Raw genomic sequence first — 17,602 nt, 5'->3', positions numbered from 1 at the left:
GAATTATCAGTTTTTAATCAATACCTAAAAAGTATAAATATTCATAAATAATAAATATTTGCTATACTTAATTAATTACTATATTCTATAACTATAACAATTAGACGGAGGATATTATAATGTTTAAAAATATTTTAAAAAAAGCTTTATTATTTTCAGCATATATGCTTTTTCCTATAGGAAGTATTATGGCACAGAATAATACATTACAATGGGATAAAACTTTCAAAAAGAGCGACAAAGTAAATGTAAAAAAGGTATCATTTTATAACAGACTAGGTATAAATATAGTAGCGGACTTATACACACCTATAGATATTAATACCAATCAAAAATATAAGGCATTAGTTATAGGAGGTCCATATGGAGCAGTAAAAGAACAGGCTGCCGGAGTATATGCTCAGGCTATGGCAGAGAGAGGCTTTATTACTATAGCATTTGATGCATCATACAACGGAGAAAGTGGAGGCTCTCCTCATTATACGGCTTCACCAGAGGCATTTGCAGAAGATTTCAGTGCTGCAGTAGATTTTATAGGTTCATTAAACTATGTTGACAGAGACGAGATAGGAGCTATAGGAATATGCGGAAGTGGAAGTTTTGTTTTAAGTGCCGCTCAAATTGACAGCAGAATAAAAGCTATAGCTACAGCAAGTATGTATGATATGGGAAGAGCAGCTCGTCAGGGAATAAATGACTCTGTAAGCGATGAAGAGAGAAAAAAAATGATTGAAGCGGCTTCCATGCAAAGATGGAATGAATATAATGGCGGAGAAAAACAATTTCAAATAGGTACTCCTGAAACTATAGATGAAAACTCTCCAGATATAGCAAAAGAGTTCTACAGCTATTACCGTACAAAAAGAGGTTTTCACCCTCGTGCTACAACTGCTATGTCTGTTATAAGCAGTATTAGCTTGATGAATTATTATCCTTTGGAAAATATTGATATTATATCTCCAAGACCTATACTTTTTATAGCAGGAGAAAAAGCTCATTCAAGATATTTCAGCGAAGATGCGTATAAAAAAGCTAAAGAACCAAAAGAGTTAATCATAATACCTAATGCTAATCATGTTGATCTCTATGACAGAACAGATTTAATCCCTTTTGAAAAATTGTCTCAATTCTTCAAAGATAATTTAAAATGATTTTTAATTTTAGGTGTGTTAATTACAATTTAAATAAAATTTGGGCGGGCGTTAATTTTTCAGTTTAAACTTTAAAGAAATAAAAAATAAAATTAACTATTTAAATAATAAAACTAAAGGGCGGGCAAGTGTAAATAATTTTAAAAAAGTTTATTAGAACCCCACCCTCAAGATTTTATAATCTTATTTTGCATTACAAATTATTTGATATTTTTTGTTTAAATTATAAATAAAGACACCCACCCAAATGTTTTTTTATTTGTTATGTAATTACCGCACGATTAAATAATTTTTAATTTAAAGCAATAACATATAATATAAATATATTTATTATTATATGATTTTTTACCGTGCGTATAGATTGTTAATACATCATTTAAATATATAAATTTTCATACTCTATAATAATGGAATAATTATTCAATAAATATTAATTTGATTATTATTTGTTATATTTAATAATATGTGAAACAAAATTGACAATTTAAATTATTTAATTATAATGTAAAATTTATTGGAGTTTTTTATTATGAAACAAATATACAAAAATTTATATGTAGGAGATGACAGAGACTGTTCTGAGTTTAAAGGAGCTATAGTTCATGCCTGCCAAAGCTGTTTTGTAAGAGGCATAAGAGGAAATATAGGTGATAAAAAAGTTTATCAGAGTAATAATGACTTATATTTAAATTTACTTGATATAAGCAGTTTATCTTTTGAATATGCTTTTCCTATGATAAAAAGAGCTATGGAGTTTATAGATGAACATATAAATGATATGGAAGTGTTAGTTCATTGTAATTTTGGTATGTCCAGATCTCCGTCTATAGCACTTCTTTATATGGCAAGAAAAGGCTATATTGATAATACTTCATTTAAAGATGCTTTAAGAGATTTCCATGAGATATATACTTATTATTCGCCGGGAATGGGAATGTACAGATATTTTGATAATTATTGGTATGAAATAATGAGTTTTTAGTATTATAGTGAAATAACTTGACAATAGCAAATATTTGTATTATAATATTAATATAATAAATCTTCGGGGCTAGGTGAAATTCCATACCGGCGGTAAAGTCCGCGAGCTTTTTTGATGTTTCTTAATTCAAAATTGCAGATTTGGTGCAATTCCAAAACCGACAGTTAAAGTCTGGATGGTAGAAGATAAAATTAATGTAAACTACTACATAAAATGATAGCTCTAATTGTTATTTTTAACATTTAGAGTTTTTTTGTTTACAAGTCAAAAATCCGCCAAAATAAAACCCCAAGATTAAAAAATAAAAGAGTATTTGTATTATGCAAGAAAATATGCATGAAAAATATATGAGAATGGCTATTGAAGAAGCAAAAAAAGGAGAAGGATTTACTAGTCCTAATCCTTTGGTTGGTGCTGTAATAGTGAAAGATGATAAAGTTATAGGTATAGGTTATCATCAAAAATATGGTGAAAATCATGCAGAAATTAATGCCTTTCTTGATGCCCAAAAAAAAGGAGAAGATGTTGAAGGGGCTGCTATATATGTAACTTTAGAGCCTTGTTCACATTATGGTAAAACTCCTCCTTGTGCTGATGCTATTATAAAAAATAAAATAAAAAAAGTTGTTATAGGCTGTGTTGATTCTAATCCTAAAGTTGCAGGTAATGGCATAAAAAAATTAAAAGATGCTGGAATTGAGGTGATAGTTAATGTACTTGAAGAAGAGTGCAGAAAATTAAATGAAGTTTTTTTCTACTATATAGCAAATAAAATACCTTTTGTTGTGATGAAATATGCTATGACTATTGACGGTAAAATTGCTACAGTAAGTGGAAAGTCAAAATGGATAACTTCAGAAAAAGCAAGAGAGCATTCTCATAGATTTAGAAATAAATACTCTGCCATAATGGTAGGAATAAATACTGTAATAGAAGATAATCCTACTCTTAATTGCAGACTTCCAAATACTAGAAACCCTATAAGGATAATTTTAGACAGTTCTCTAAAAATAGATTTAAACTCTAATATTTGTAAAACTGCAAAAGAAATAAAAACTTTTATAGCTACTATTAGTAATGATGATAAAAAAATAAAAGAGCTTGAAAGTTTAGGAATTGAAATAATAAAAACAGAAAGTGATAATGGAAGAGTAAACTTAAAAGAATTAATGAAAATATTAGGCGAAGAGAAAAATATTGATAGTGTGTATGTAGAGGGAGGTGCTTCTTTGCATGCTAGTTTGATAGAGGAAAAATTGGTAAATAAGGTTTTAGTTTATATAGCACCAAAAATATTTGGAGGCATTAAAGCGAAAAGCCCTATAGGCGGCGAAGGGATAGATGATCCGAATAATGCTTTTAAACTTATAGGCGGCGATATAACAAAAATAGATGATGATTTATTTTTGGAATACTATTTAAATTATTAATTTATAGATAAAATATATTAGCTTTACATATAATTAATTTTACACTTGCACTTTTTGGTACTTTTTGCGGCGGGAAAAAGTACAGAAATTATTTAAGAGAGAAAATATTAATAATGTTTACTGGTATAGTTGAAGAAATAGGAATTGTTAAATCGGTACAGAGCAAAGTTATTATGATAGAAGCAAACAAAATATTTGATGATTTGCATTTGGGTGATAGTGTTGCTGTTAATGGTACTTGTTTAACTGTTTCTAGTTTTGATAATAAGATATTCAATGCTGATGTTACTCAGGAGACTTTGAACCGTACTAATTTGGGAAGTTTAAAAAACGGAAGCAGAGTTAATCTTGAAAGAGCAATGACTTTAAGCGGAAGATTCGGCGGTCATATAGTAAGCGGGCATATTGACGGAGTGGGAAGCATTAAATCTATGAAAAAAGATGATAATGCTATTATACTCACTATTGAAGTGCCTAGACATTTGATGAAGTATATAGTAGAGAAAGGCTCTGTTGCTGTTGATGGTATAAGTTTAACGGTGGCAAGTTTAACTGATAATACTTTTTCTATAGCTGTTATTCCTCATACATTAAAGGAAACTGTACTCTATTATAAAAAAGAGGGGGATAAGGTCAATATAGAAAATGATGTTATAGGCAAGTATGTTGAAAGGCTTTTAACATTTAAAGATGATAAAGAAAATAGTAATGATAGTAAAAAATCCAATATTACAATGGAGTTTTTACTTAAGAATGGATTTTAATACTTTTAGTGTTTTTGCTTACAATATTTAGGAAAAGCACAAAATTAAAAAACGAATGAAGAAGGAGCATTCAAATGGAAAATATTTACAGCACTATTGATGAGGCTTTAGAAGATTTAAGAAACGGAAAAATAATAGTTGTTTCCGATGACGAAGATAGAGAAAATGAGGGTGATTTAATCTGTGCAGCTGAGTTTGCTACTACAGAAAATATAAACTTCATGGCTACTTATGCTAAAGGTTTAATATGCATGCCTATGAGCAAAGAAATTACAAACAAACTTAATTTAAATCAAATGGTTACAAAAAATACTGATAATCATGAAACAGCTTTTACGGTATCTATTGACCATGTTGAAACTACAACTGGTATTTCAGCAGTAGAAAGATCAATCACAGCTTTAAAAGTAGTTGATGAAAATGCAAGACCAGAAGATTTCAGACGCCCTGGTCATATGTTTCCATTACTTGCAAAAGAAGGCGGCGTGCTTGTAAGAATGGGGCATACTGAGGCTACTGTTGATTTGATGAGACTAGCAGGACTTAAAGAATGCGGTTTATGCTGCGAGATTATGAGAGATGACGGCGATATGATGAGAAGAGATGATTTGATTGATTTCGCTAAAAAACATAATCTTAAAATGATAACTGTTTCTGATTTGATAGACTACAGAAAAAAGAATGAAGACTTGATGGAGCTTTATGCCAAAGCTAAAATGCCTACTAAATACGGGGAGTTTGAAATACTAACTTTTGTAAATAAAATAACAAAACAACATCATGTAGTTTTAACTATGGGAGACATTTCAAGCGGAGAGGATGTGCTTTGCAGGGTGCATTCTGAATGTTTGACAGGCGATGCATTAGGTTCTAAAAGATGCGATTGCGGAGAGCAATATGATTATGCTATGAGAAAAATTGCTTCTGAAGGCAGGGGCATAATGGTATATATGCGTCAGGAAGGCAGAGGAATAGGACTTGTTAATAAATTAAGAGCTTATGAACTTCAGGACAGCGGACTTGATACAGTTGATGCTAACATAGCTTTGGGTTTTAGAGATGATATGCGTGAATATTATGAGGCTTATCAAATGCTTAAAAAATTGGGTGTTAAGAGTATAAAAATAATGACTAATAACCCAGACAAAATAAAGTATTTGAATAATTACGGGCTTGAAATAAAAGACAGAGTGCCTATACAAATAGAGGCTTCAGAGTACGATGCATTTTATTTAAAGACTAAAAAAGAGCGTATGGGACATATACTAGATTAAGAATTTAAAATAAAAAAGCGAGCCTACAGTCCACCTCGCGAAGCGTGCCGACGAAGTCCACCTATGGTGTTGGCAGGTGTAGGAAAGGTACCTTTGGTAAGCAGCCAGTAACTTTAGTTGCTGGCTTATATTAGCGTAGGCGAACATAACAATAATAGGAGTTATTACAATGAAAAAAATTATTTTATTTCTTTTAAGCATTAATTAAATATTTCTCTGTAGCTAATTGATAAATAGAGTCCAAATCATTTTCATTTTCTTCTATATTCTTCTGCAATTCTTTCATCATCTTTTGTATGTTTTTCTGTGGCTTGTTTTTATTTTTAGAAAAAATATTTTTAATCATTATAATTGTAGATATTAATATAATGATGAATATTACTGCTATTATGATGTATAATGTAGTGTCTTTCATATTTTTTATCCAATCTTTTATATTTTATTATGTATTATATCTTTTATTTTTTCTAAAAATATATCCATTTCTTTATCTGAACCTATTGTTACTCTTATATAATTATTTATAATATCTTTTTTGAAATATCTTACTAATATTCCATGCTCTTTCAATTTTAAATAAATATCTTCAGCGAATATATTTTTATGTGATATAAATATAAAATTAGATTTAGAATCAAGAACATTAAATCCTAATTCTTTTAATTCAATTTTTGTTTTTTCTCTTGTATTTATAATTTTATTAACAGTATCTTTAAAATACTCTTTATCTTTTAGAGCTTCTATTCCTGCTATTATAGAAAGTCTATTAATAGTGTATGAATTAAAAGAGTATTTAATATTTTTAAGACCTTGAATTAAATTTTCATTACCTATAGCAAAACCTAAACGAATTCCTGCTAATGATCTTGATTTTGAAAAAGTTTGTATTACTAAAAGATTATCATATTTATTTATAAGTTTATATGCACTTTCTGTTTCAGCAAAATCAATATACGCTTCGTCTATTATCACTATATTATTTTTATTGCTTATTATGATTTCTTCTATCTGAGACGGAGTAAGCAGTAATCCTGTAGGGGCATTAGGATTTGCTATGAATATTCCTGAATCTAAATTTTTATAATTATTAATATCTATAGTAAAATCATCTTTAAGAGGTATTTTTATCTCATTTAAATCAAAAAGGTCTGAATATACTGAATAAAAGCTGTATGTAATATTAGGATAATAAACTTTATCTCCTTTATTAAAGAAAGCCATAAAAGAAAAAGCCAATATTTCATCAGAGCCGTTTCCTATAAATATATTATTTGTATTTACATTATATAATTCAGCGATTTCTTTTTTCAAATCTGTTACATTGGGATCCGGATAAAGTCTTAAATCATCGAATCTGCTTTCTATTAAAGCTTTTTTTATATATGGGGAAGGAGGATATGGAGATTCATTAGTATTTAATTTTATATAATTTTTATCTTTAGGCTGTTCACCCGGAGTATATGGTTCTATAGATTTAGCTTTATTACTTAGAAATTTATTCATGACTAATCCTTTTATTTATTTATAGATTATTATATATGATATTTTTATAAAATCCATAGCAAAATATTTTATAAATTTAGAATAAAAAAAATTTGACTTACAAAATTTAATTGTTATATTAAAATCAATATGTTATTTATCTTTTCTAATTATTAATTTTTTATTTTTATATCTAAATACAGAGGTTTTTATAAATGAAAAAAATACATAGTTTATCTTTTAAAGTTCCCGCTATAATAATTTCTATTATATTTATAACAATAGTTGCATTAGCTTCGATTTCTATTTGGTCTTCTTCTAGGGCTATTAGAAAAGCTGCCTTAGAAGGTTTTACTTCTACAGCTTCAGGATATTCTTATATGATAGATATGGTGCTTCATGAACAGCTGCTTGCAATAGCGACTTATTCTCAGTCTGGTACATTAGCAAGCGGTATTTTAAATATAGATGATATAGCTGTAAGAAATGAGTCAGAAAAAAGATTGAGAGATTTTGCCTCAGTTAATACTTATGCTATAAATATAGGTTTGGCAGATATTAATGGTATTGTTTTGCTTGACAGTGCTAATCCTAAACTTGTAGGAGCATCTATAGCAGATATTCATAAAGATTTATTTACAAAAATGAAAGCTAATAATTATAAATTCACATTTGATAATTCTACAAGTATTTCATCTACAACAGGCAGTCATGCACTGCTTCTTTGCGGAGGAATAAAGAATGCTCAGGGAAATGTTGTAGGATTAGTTTATATTAATTTGGACTTGAAAAAAGTCAATGATGAATTTATAAAGAGTTTAAATATTAATGGAAGAATAACCGTAGCTAATAATGATGGAAACATATTATTATCATCAGATGACAATAATATAGGAGGCAGTCTTCCAGATGTTTACAGTATCATAAAAACAAAAAGTGAAGGCATTATTGAATCTTATTATAGTGAAGGTCAGAAAGGAAAACGTTCAGCAGTTTATAAAAATATTGATATAATGCCTTGGACTGTTATATTTGCTAAAGCTAATAGCGAAATATATAAAGAAATAAAATATACGATTATTCGTACAGTAATAATAGGACCTATTTTTATAATATTATGTGCTATATTAATATTTATGTATATTAAGAGTATTACTAGACCTTTAGATGAATTAGTTCTTATATCCAGAGAAATTTCTAATGGAGATTTGACTTCTACTCATAGGAATATAAACCGCAAAGATGAGCTAGGAGTATTGGCGAATTCTTTTTTTGATATGAGAGACAGGCTTTCAAGCATTATTATTAAAGTAAGAACTTCGTCTGATGAAATAAGAATGAATGCAAAAGAGCTTTCTTCCGGAAGTGCGGATTTATCAAAAAGAACAGAATCGCAGGCGGCTAGTTTAGAGGAAACAGCTTCTTCAATGGAGCAAATGGCTTCTACAATAAAATCATCTGCAGATCAGTCTGTAGAGGGTAATAAAATGATGATAGATTCAAGAGATGCCATTCAAAATGCCGGCGAAATAATACTTGATACTACTAAAAATATAGAAGAGGTTTATGATGCCAGCACTAAGATTAAAGATATTACCAAAATAATAGAAGACATTGCTTTTCAAACTAATATACTTGCTCTTAATGCTGCAGTAGAGGCGGCAAGGGCAGGCGATATGGGTAAAGGCTTTGCGGTTGTAGCAAGCGAGGTTAGAAATTTGGCACAAACTACACAGTCATCAGTAAAAGATATTACTCACTTAGTTGATAATGCCTATGATAAAATCAATAAAGCCACAGAATCTGCAAGAGCTTCACAGGATATATTCAATGATCTTCAGGGAAAGATAGAAAATACTGCCAAAATAATGCGTGATATAAGCTCAACAGCAGTAGAGCAGCATGAAGGTGTGGAACAGGTTAATAAAGCTGTTACAGACATGGATATGGTAACTCAGCAGAATGCTGCTTTGGTAGAAGAGGCTTCTGCTTCGGCTAATGCCTTATTAAATCAGGCTGAAGAATTAGTTAATGCTATGAGTTTCTTTAAAGTATAAGATTTTTGTATAAGATTTTTTAAGTATCAAAATTTAATAAAAATAATAGGCTGTCTTTCAAAAAGGCGGCTTATTATTTTTTAAATGCCAATAATTAATTTGATAAATATATAATACCTATGTATTGTATATCAAAAACTTGACAACTTATATATTATATTGTACTATTGCAAAGATTTTTTATTAAAAAAAATTAGGAGGTAAAAATGAAAAAACTTTTAATTATTTTTTCTTTTGTATTTATATCTGCATGCGGCGGAAATGAAGCAGGGCAAGTTTCAGTACCTGGAGTTGAGAAAAATAGTAAAGAAGCTGCTGAGTTTTTGAATACAGTTAAAGGAAAAGCTATTGTACCTTTAAGATCTGCAAGAGGATTTCCTGTTGGGTATTTTAAAGATAATGGAGATATAGCAAGCCGTTATCATCACCCTATTCTACAAGGTGATTTAATTTTTATAGGTATGTCCAATAACTATGCTATATATTCAAGAAAAAGACAAGAGACTGCAAATGAATATGCAGATGCATATACAGCTATAACTTTATCTGAAGATAAAACGCTTATTAGAATCTATCTTGAATCATATGATTATTCCTCTGAAATTTCTAAATGGAGAAGAGAAGGTGCTAATTGGGACAATTATCCTAAAATGGAGATATCAGATCTAGGATTTGAAGATAGAGAATATACTAAAGATGATTATCTTTATAAGATTACAGATGATGAATATGACAAGAATGATTTTATAAATAAATAGAATCAATTTCTAAAGCGGGCTGAAATTATATGTTTTTGCCCGCATATTTTTTATCATGCATTCTTATTATATGTATTTATTTAGCTTATAAAATATTATTCAAAGTTTAGTCCTTAAAAATTATACTATCCCAAATTGTTAATTTATAAAATGATTTCATCAAACAAAAATATATATTAAAAAATATATTATTTTAGGCTTATTTTATAAAAAGAATTTGTTTAACCAATATTAAAAGTAAAGCTTATCTGCTTATAATTTTGGTGTGTAATAAATGAGAAACATAAATAGAATGAATGATTATTTTGTAAGATATTTGCTGGCATCTGAAGGAAATGAGGATATACTTGAAAATATAGTAAATTCTGTACTTGAAGATTTAGGGTTTGAAGAAGTTCATAATCTGCATATCATTAATCCTCATAATCTTCCTGAAAATATTAATTTAAAAGAATCCGTACTAGATGTTAAAGCCATTACAAAAAGTAATAAAAAAATAATTATAGAAATACAATTATCAGGCAATATAGATTTTTTGAAGAGAATATATTATTATATATCTAGGAATATAGTAAGCGAAGTAGAGGAAAAAGAACCGTATGATATAATTAGTGAAATTATAAGTATTAATTTTGTTAATTTCAATATGGATTTTAATGATGGCGGAAAAACTCATAGATGTTTTAAATTAATAGATACAGAAAATCATAATGTTGTTTTAGATATGGTTCAGATGCATATATTGGAAGTTCCAAGATTTAAAAATATTTTATATGCCTCTGATATTGGAGATATGAAGAGAAATAAAATATTATCTTGGATAGAGTTTTTTACAGCAAAAGATTTAGATAAGGTAAAAGAAAGATTAAAGGAGGTAAATTTCATAATGGATAAAGTAATTAATAAATATGAACGTTTTATATCAAGTGAAGATGAAATGGAAGTTTATAATGCAAGAGATGCTTTTTTATATGGTCAGACTGTTATGCTTAAGAAGGAGCGGGAAGAAGGTATAAAAGAAGGTAAAAAATCTGAAAAGATTGCTATAGCTAAAGAGATGAAAAATAAGAATATGAATATGGAGCTTATAAGAGAACTTACAGGATTAAGTATAGAAGATATAGAAGAACTATAATATATTTTAACAAATAATTTTTATATATAGATAAATATTTAATGCTTTTATTATGTTACCTTATGCTACAATAATAATAAAAAAAATGTAATAAATTTTTTTATAAATACGATAATTCTAATAATTAATTATAAGTAAATTATTATTTTTAAGGAGCATAATAATGTCAACAAGCTCATTTTTCGGTATAGAATTAGGTAAAAGATCCCTTCAGAACTTCAAAACAGCTTTAGAAGTTACAGGGCATAATATAAATAATGTTGCAACTAAAGGCTATAGCAGACAAAGAGTAGTAATGCGTACATTTGATAAGCCTTTGGAAGCTCCTAGCCTTAATAGGGCAGAACGTGCCGGTCAAATAGGACAGGGGGCTGAAATAACTACAGTAGAGAGAATAAGAGATCAGTTTATAGACTCTAAAATAATGATGGAGCTTGGTACAGACGGTTATTGGAAAACTAAATCGGATTATTTAAAGCAGTTGGAAGCTATATATAATGAGCCTGGCAATGCTAATTTAAGAAGCGATTTAGATGCTTTCTGGGATTCTTGGCAGGAAATGGCCGCTAATCCTGCAGAAAGAGGAACAAGAATGGTTCTTGTAGAGAGAGCAGACAGAATAAATAATTCTATTAATCAAATGTTTAATCAAATGAACGGTATGCGTAATAATTTGAATAACTTAGTTGAAAATAAGGTTAAGAGAATTAATGATATAGCTAATTCTATAAAAGATTTAAATGTTGAAATAGTAAAACAGCAGGCACTAGGACAAAGTCCTAATGATTTATTAGACAGAAGAGATTTACTTGTTGATGAGCTTTCTTCTCTTGCCAATGTTGATATAAAATCTATTGACCCTGATGAGACTATGATTTATATTGGCGGAAGAGCTTTGATTCAAGGTAATATTGTAAGCGAATTAAGTGCTGAAAAGAATATTAATAATGAAGGAATGTATGATATTTATTGGAAAAAAGATCATGTTCAGGTACAGTTTGAAGGCGGAGAATTAAAGGCTTTATTAGAACTTAGAGATGTTGATACAGTTGATGCTATTAATGATATAGATACTTTTGCCATGAATTTAGCTGACAGCGTAAATGAAATACATAGAAGCGGTTTCGGTCTTAATCAGGAAACGGGTATAGATTTCTTTACAGTTACAAAAACTACTCCTTCCGTAATAGGTAATTTTGATATCAATAATGACGGACAGGAAGATTCTACTATAATGTTCAAAGTAAGCGGTATTAATTCAGTAGATTCTACAGCAAGTATAGGAAGCAGCGGAACTTTAGTATTCGGCAATAAATCCAGAGAAGGTGCCGATGTTGCTATAGATTATACTGCTCAGATGAAAGTAGGAGAATTGATAGATAAAATCAACTCAAGCGAGGCTAATGTTTCAGCTTATTTAGATAATAATAACAGACTTGTTCTTAAAGCCAGAGGTTTTGATGATTATATGAGACCTTCATATTTTATTAAACATATAGAAGATTCCGGCGATTTCTTAGTAGGAATAACAGGAGTATTAAATCAATCCGGAGCTAATGGAGCTTATAATTGGCAGACAATAGATCAGGTTAATCAATTAGCAGGTGATTTCAGAAACTTTACAGTTACTCCTGACAGACACCCTGCTTCAGCTATTGCTATTAATGACATTATAAGAAATGATGTTAATTATATAGCTGCTTCTAAAGGTATAGATACTACAGGTAATGGCTTTAACGATAAATGGAATGGAATAGGCGACGGCTCTAATGCTTTGGCTATAGCTAATTTGAAAAATAAAGAGATAATGATAGACAGTAAATCTACATTCAATGATTTCTATACAGGAAGTCTTGCCAAAATATCCTCAAGAACAGAAACAGCTAATGCTGAAACTGAAAAGCAAACTGTTGTTATGGAATATCTTGAAAAATTAAGACAGTCTGTATCCGGAGTTAATTTAGATGAAGAAGTTGCTCAGATGGCTATGTATCAGCATGGTTATAATGCATCTGCAAGAGTTGTAAGTATTATGGATCAGCTTTTAGATGTTGTAATAAACAGAATGGGTGTGTAAGTAATATATAGATTTTTTTGAGGCGGTATCAAAAAATCAGATACCGCCTATTTTTATATAAAAAATATTATACTTTTTTATTAATATCTCTTTACAGCTATTAGTTTTAAATATATTATAGATATAATTCTTTAAAATATATACTTCCAATGCCGATATTAATTACACAGGAGCATTTTGAAATGGGTATAAAGATTCGTATAATTTTAATAATAGTCGGAGTTATGGTTTTGGTTGCTTTCAGCACCAATTTCTTAAGTAATACTTTAAATACTGAAACTTTTTCTGCTATTATAGAAAATAGTTTGGATAATAGATTTAATTTAATAGAAAAAGAATTTGAATATAATATAATTTCAGCAAGAGAAGAATCGGCAAAGATATCCACTACTCTTTCAGTAGTTTATAATAATATAAAAAATATGACTATTCAGCAAAGAGATGAATATTTTCAAAATTTCCTATCAGCTACTGTAAATGAGTCTCAATTATATTTTAATAGAATAGTTAGTATTTTATTTCATCCTCAGTCTATGGGTGATGGAAATGAACGTTTTACCCTTTACAGATATTCCACTTTTAATAAGGAATTTACTAAAATAAATACTACAAATAAAATTATGTGGGATGCTTTAACAAATAATTATGATCAAATATATAAAAGTATATTACGAAGACAAATATTAAAACCATATATGATTAATGAGGGTCAGAATATAGGTATAACTTTTAATATATCTTCTACAATACCTGATATTGAAAATGAAGAAAGAATTGTTGGCATTGCAAATGTCGGTGTACTTTTTAATTATTCTTCAGATATTACAAAAGATATTCTATCGATAGAAGGTGCAGATATCATGATAATTGATAAAAAAAATTCAGCTATTATCAATTCGCAGAATTCTGATTTAATAAATGCCCGAGTAGATGTATTGTTCCCTCAATATTATGAAATATTTAATGCTAATTTAGCTACAGGATACAGCAGAACAGATGATGTGGAACTAAACGGTATATCATATAAATCTTATGTGGCAAATATTGCAGGACTTATTAATATAGTAATGCTTATACCTCATTCATATTATACATCACAGATAAAAGATATGAATAATACTATATTCTATACTATAATAATAGCATTCCTAATGGCAATAGTTACTATTATATTCTTTATCAAATTATTATTCAGTTCCATAACAAAAATATCAGATGCTATAGGTAATTCCGTTAATAATAAAGATTTAACTGTTAATATACCTCCTATTTCCGGAGGCGATGAAATAGGAGAGATGACTAAATGGGTAGGGCTTTTGAATAATTCTTTACAGTCTGTACTTTCTAGTGTAAAGAGAACTATTTTGACTTCAAAAAAGCAAAGTGATACGCTTTCCCAAAAAATCAGTGCTAATTTAGATGTAATATACGGAATTAATAATAATATAGAAGTTATTAAAAATAATGTTAATGATGAATTAAATCAGGTGGAAATAGTAGAAAGCAGCAATCAGAATATGCAGGAATATATATCATCAAATACAAGCAATATTGATTTGGTTGAAAGAGATACTAGAGAACTTCAAAATAAAATTATTGAAGAAGGTGAAAATATAGAACAAATAGCCGCTTCAGTTGAAGAAATGAGTAAAACTATTGAAAATATAGACTCTATTATTTCTAAAGCTACAAATAAAGCTAAAGATTTGTCATTGGCTTCTGTAAAAAGTAAAGAAAAAATGCAGGCTACTTCTATGGCTACAGGAGATTTGAGAAATGCTTTGGGATTTATTTCTAATTTCGTAAGTTCTATTAGAAATATAGCACATCAGACAAACCTTTTGGCTATGAATGCTGCTATTGAGGCGGCTCATGCCGGAAAATATAGTTCAGGTTTTGCCGTGGTTGCAGAAGAAATCCGTAAATTATCTGAGGTTTCAAATGAACAGGCGGATAATGCAAATAAAGTCCTTCAAAACATAGAAGAAAAAATAATTATTACTACAAATGATTTAACAGAATCTACAGAACAATTTGATGTACTTACTAAAGATGTACAGGAAGTTACAGAGATTATGGATACAGTGCATGTGTCTTCTGTAGAGCAGTTAAAAGCTATTAATGAAATAGTAGACTCTATTACTAAAATTTCACAGTCTAGTGAGCATATTAAAACTCAGTATATTGATATGGCTGATAGACTCGGTAATATAAGAAATAGTCTTGAATCTCTTAATAATATTTCTATTTCTACATCAAAAACTATGAATAAGCTTAAAAATATATCTGAATCAATACATACAAGCGTAATAAGTATTTCTGATAGTTCTAATGATCTTTCTGCTTCTGCAAATACTATGAATAAATTTGCAAATGATAATAATAAACTCTTATCAGAGCTTGAAACAGAAATATCTCAGTATAAAATTAGAGATATGAAAACTAAAAGAGATACGGTAACACAGAGAGTTAAAGGAATAACTTTAATCATATTAAAAGAATTCATAAAAACAAAATTTGGAGAAGAAGGATATCAGAAATGGGTAACTGCAATGGAGCCTTCATCTGCTTTAATATTTAAAAATGAAATATCAAGTAAAGAATGGTATCCATATACTACATCATTCGATAAACCTTATAGATTAGTATGTGATTTATTCTATGCTGGTACTAATACAGGTATTAAAGAGATTTCTGAATATCATTTTAAACAAATTGTACCTAAGTATTTAAGACCTTTATTATTCTTTTTGCCTAAGCATTTTATTCTAAGTTATGCTGCAGAACATATATTTACTGATTTATTTGATCCGGCAAGAATAGAATTAATTAAAGCTAGAAAAAAATTATTAGTTGTACATCTAGTAAACTTTAATGAAGATCCTGAGGTTATTGAGCTTGCTATACTTTCTTGGGCTACACTTTTGCTTGAATCTGTAACTCATATTAGAGCAACTATGGAAATTACTAAATCAATTAAAGATGGAGAGTTTTATACTGAATTCTTACTTAAATGGTAATTTAATTTTTTTAGTATAATAAAATTTATAATGATAAAAAATTTTAACAAAATAACAAAGACTTTAGGTTTTAAAATACTAATAATAGTGATATTAGGGCTTTTGCTTTTAATTCCTATGAGTTTTATAAACGGTGTTGTAAGAGATAGAATACGATATCAAGATGAAGCCGTATCTTCAATAATAGAGCCTGTGGGAAATAGTGCAAATATACAGGGAGTTGTCATTGCAATACCATATTTAAATAGAGTTATTGACAGCGAAACCAAAGAAATAAGCTACATAAGAAAATACATCTTTTATATGCCTAATGAATATAGTGTTGAAGGAGATGTTCAAGTTTCTAGTTTAAGCAGAGGTATATTTAAAGCTCCTATTTTTAATTCTAAATTGAATATTACAGGAAGATTTGATAAATATAATGCTGAAATATTTAATTTAGATGAAAATAATAATACTATACTTTATGATGAGGCTATGCTTATATTGGGTATAGGAAACAAAAAAAATCTTATAAAACTTCCTAATGTATCAGTAAATCAGAATGAAGAGCTTAAGTATTATGAGAAAAATATTAATATATCTTTAAATATGTTCAGTAATAAGTTTTTATATACTATTTCAAGAGATAAGATATTAAATGGTTTTAATTTTAATATAACTATGGATATTCAGGGAGGGAACTCTCTTATAATAACACCTTTAGCTTCTGAAAATACTTTTAAAATATATTCAAAATGGAAAGATCCTAGTTTTACAGGAGGGTTTCTTCCTACAAAAAGAGAAGTTAATAATGACGGATTTAGTGCTGAGTGGAATATAGCAAGTTTTAATACAGCATTTACAAAGTATTGGACTAGTGATGAAAATGCAAATAGAGTAAATGATAGTGAATATTTGAGAGCTCTTGATGAAAATTCTAATAATATATTAGTATCTTTTCTTCTTCTCAATGACAATTATCAAAAAACCTCAAGAAGTGTGAAGTATGCAATATTATTTATATTCATACCATTTTTTGTATTATTTTTATGCGAAGTGCTTTCAAATAAACGCATACACCCAGTGCAGTATATATTAATAGGTATAGCTAATGCAATATTCTACTTACTTCTTTTAGCTATATCAGAACATTTAATATTAAACTTAAGTTATTTTTTTAGTGCTTTAATGGTAACGGCATTAACTTCTATTTATATAGGATACATTATAAAATCTAATAAATACGCTTTTTCAATGGCTTTGGTAAATATATTAATTTATATATTCCTATTTGGTATACTTCAGCTTACAGATTATGCTCTTCTTATGGGAACATTAGGATTATTTGCAGTTATTGCTCTTGCTATGTATTTCACTCGCAATGTGGATTGGTATGGTGAAAATAACTGATAGAATTAATCAGATATTTTTACCGCACGCTGAGATAAGTTTTTAATATAGTAAAAATTATAATTATAAATTTACTTAAT

Annotated in this window: 13 protein-coding genes and 1 riboswitch; of the genes, 11 read left to right on the top strand and 2 right to left on the bottom strand. The window is 28.6% G+C overall.

The features are described from left to right. The first annotated feature begins 119 nt into the window (after positions 1-119). From BFL38_RS03465 to BFL38_RS03445, 5 genes are all read left to right on the top strand, one after another. Positions 120-1,151, top strand: a complete 1,032-nt coding sequence (locus tag BFL38_RS03465) for an alpha/beta hydrolase (RefSeq protein WP_069725747.1) — start codon at positions 120-122, stop codon at positions 1,149-1,151. 529 nt (positions 1,152-1,680) lie between these two features. Then, positions 1,681-2,133, top strand: coding sequence for a protein-tyrosine phosphatase family protein (locus tag BFL38_RS03460; protein WP_069725746.1), 453 nt, complete (start codon positions 1,681-1,683; stop codon positions 2,131-2,133). Positions 2,134-2,188: 55 nt separating this feature from the next. Further along, positions 2,189-2,324, top strand: a riboswitch (FMN riboswitch). Between the two features lie 129 nt (positions 2,325-2,453). Continuing rightward, a complete protein-coding gene (gene ribD / locus BFL38_RS03455) occupies positions 2,454-3,563 on the top strand; it encodes a bifunctional diaminohydroxyphosphoribosylaminopyrimidine deaminase/5-amino-6-(5-phosphoribosylamino)uracil reductase RibD (RefSeq protein WP_083249370.1) in 1,110 nt (369 codons plus the stop codon). A 113-nt stretch (positions 3,564-3,676) separates the two neighbouring features. Then, positions 3,677-4,327, top strand: a complete 651-nt coding sequence (locus BFL38_RS03450; RefSeq protein ID WP_069725745.1) for a riboflavin synthase — start codon at positions 3,677-3,679, stop codon at positions 4,325-4,327. A 74-nt stretch (positions 4,328-4,401) separates the two neighbouring features. Further along, positions 4,402-5,601, top strand: a complete 1,200-nt coding sequence (locus BFL38_RS03445) for a bifunctional 3,4-dihydroxy-2-butanone-4-phosphate synthase/GTP cyclohydrolase II (protein WP_069725744.1) — start codon at positions 4,402-4,404, stop codon at positions 5,599-5,601. 193 nt (positions 5,602-5,794) lie between these two features. On the opposite strand, the gene BFL38_RS03440 is transcribed toward BFL38_RS03445, so the two are convergent. Together BFL38_RS03440 and hisC are read right to left on the bottom strand one after the other, a co-directional pair. Further along, the gene (locus BFL38_RS03440; protein ID WP_069725743.1) at positions 5,795-6,016 is read right to left on the bottom strand and encodes a hypothetical protein; all 222 of its coding nucleotides are present in this window, start codon (positions 6,014-6,016) and stop codon (positions 5,795-5,797) included. A 17-nt stretch (positions 6,017-6,033) separates the two neighbouring features. Beyond that, the gene (gene hisC, locus BFL38_RS03435; protein WP_069725742.1) at positions 6,034-7,104 is read right to left on the bottom strand and encodes a histidinol-phosphate transaminase; all 1,071 of its coding nucleotides are present in this window, start codon (positions 7,102-7,104) and stop codon (positions 6,034-6,036) included. A 194-nt stretch (positions 7,105-7,298) separates the two neighbouring features. On the opposite strand from hisC, the gene BFL38_RS03430 reads away from it, so the two are divergent. The 6 genes from BFL38_RS03430 (at position 7,299) to creD (ending at position 17,522) form a co-directional block, all read left to right on the top strand. Beyond that, the gene (locus BFL38_RS03430) at positions 7,299-9,140 is read left to right on the top strand and encodes a methyl-accepting chemotaxis protein (RefSeq protein ID WP_069725741.1); all 1,842 of its coding nucleotides are present in this window, start codon (positions 7,299-7,301) and stop codon (positions 9,138-9,140) included. Positions 9,141-9,346: 206 nt separating this feature from the next. Continuing rightward, positions 9,347-9,898 (top strand): hypothetical protein, encoded by a 552-nt coding sequence (locus tag BFL38_RS03425; protein ID WP_069725740.1) that lies wholly within the window; start codon positions 9,347-9,349, stop codon positions 9,896-9,898. A 274-nt stretch (positions 9,899-10,172) separates the two neighbouring features. Further along, positions 10,173-11,033, top strand: a complete 861-nt coding sequence (locus BFL38_RS03420; RefSeq protein WP_069725739.1) for an Rpn family recombination-promoting nuclease/putative transposase — start codon at positions 10,173-10,175, stop codon at positions 11,031-11,033. 163 nt (positions 11,034-11,196) lie between these two features. Next, a complete protein-coding gene (flgK, locus tag BFL38_RS03415; protein WP_069725738.1) occupies positions 11,197-13,110 on the top strand; it encodes a flagellar hook-associated protein FlgK in 1,914 nt (637 codons plus the stop codon). A gap of 182 nt (positions 13,111-13,292) precedes the next feature. Then, positions 13,293-16,130, top strand: a complete 2,838-nt coding sequence (locus BFL38_RS03410; protein ID WP_069725737.1) for a methyl-accepting chemotaxis protein — start codon at positions 13,293-13,295, stop codon at positions 16,128-16,130. A 30-nt stretch (positions 16,131-16,160) separates the two neighbouring features. After that, the gene (creD, locus tag BFL38_RS03405) at positions 16,161-17,522 is read left to right on the top strand and encodes a cell envelope integrity protein CreD (protein WP_069725736.1); all 1,362 of its coding nucleotides are present in this window, start codon (positions 16,161-16,163) and stop codon (positions 17,520-17,522) included. Positions 17,523-17,602: the final 80 nt, after the last annotated feature.

The organism is Brachyspira hampsonii (assembly GCF_001746205.1).
Classification (GTDB): domain Bacteria; phylum Spirochaetota; class Brachyspiria; order Brachyspirales; family Brachyspiraceae; genus Brachyspira; species Brachyspira hampsonii_B.
Note: the sequence above shows the minus strand (reverse complement) of the source record. Positions and strands in the feature narration are given on the sequence as shown.

Coding starts and splice junctions, on each gene's coding strand:
- BFL38_RS03460 (WP_069725746.1), top strand. CDS start 1,681: ATGAAACAAATATACAAAAATTTATATGTAGGAGATGACAGAGACTGT.
- BFL38_RS03410 (WP_069725737.1), top strand. CDS start 13,293: ATGGGTATAAAGATTCGTATAATTTTAATAATAGTCGGAGTTATGGTT.
- BFL38_RS03450 (WP_069725745.1), top strand. CDS start 3,677: ATGTTTACTGGTATAGTTGAAGAAATAGGAATTGTTAAATCGGTACAG.
- BFL38_RS03420 (WP_069725739.1), top strand. CDS start 10,173: ATGAGAAACATAAATAGAATGAATGATTATTTTGTAAGATATTTGCTG.
- hisC (WP_069725742.1), bottom strand. CDS start 7,104: ATGAATAAATTTCTAAGTAATAAAGCTAAATCTATAGAACCATATACT.
- BFL38_RS03430 (WP_069725741.1), top strand. CDS start 7,299: ATGAAAAAAATACATAGTTTATCTTTTAAAGTTCCCGCTATAATAATT.
- BFL38_RS03445 (WP_069725744.1), top strand. CDS start 4,402: ATGGAAAATATTTACAGCACTATTGATGAGGCTTTAGAAGATTTAAGA.
- creD (WP_069725736.1), top strand. CDS start 16,161: ATGATAAAAAATTTTAACAAAATAACAAAGACTTTAGGTTTTAAAATA.
- BFL38_RS03465 (WP_069725747.1), top strand. CDS start 120: ATGTTTAAAAATATTTTAAAAAAAGCTTTATTATTTTCAGCATATATG.
- ribD (WP_083249370.1), top strand. CDS start 2,454: ATGCAAGAAAATATGCATGAAAAATATATGAGAATGGCTATTGAAGAA.
- BFL38_RS03425 (WP_069725740.1), top strand. CDS start 9,347: ATGAAAAAACTTTTAATTATTTTTTCTTTTGTATTTATATCTGCATGC.
- flgK (WP_069725738.1), top strand. CDS start 11,197: ATGTCAACAAGCTCATTTTTCGGTATAGAATTAGGTAAAAGATCCCTT.
- BFL38_RS03440 (WP_069725743.1), bottom strand. CDS start 6,016: ATGAAAGACACTACATTATACATCATAATAGCAGTAATATTCATCATT.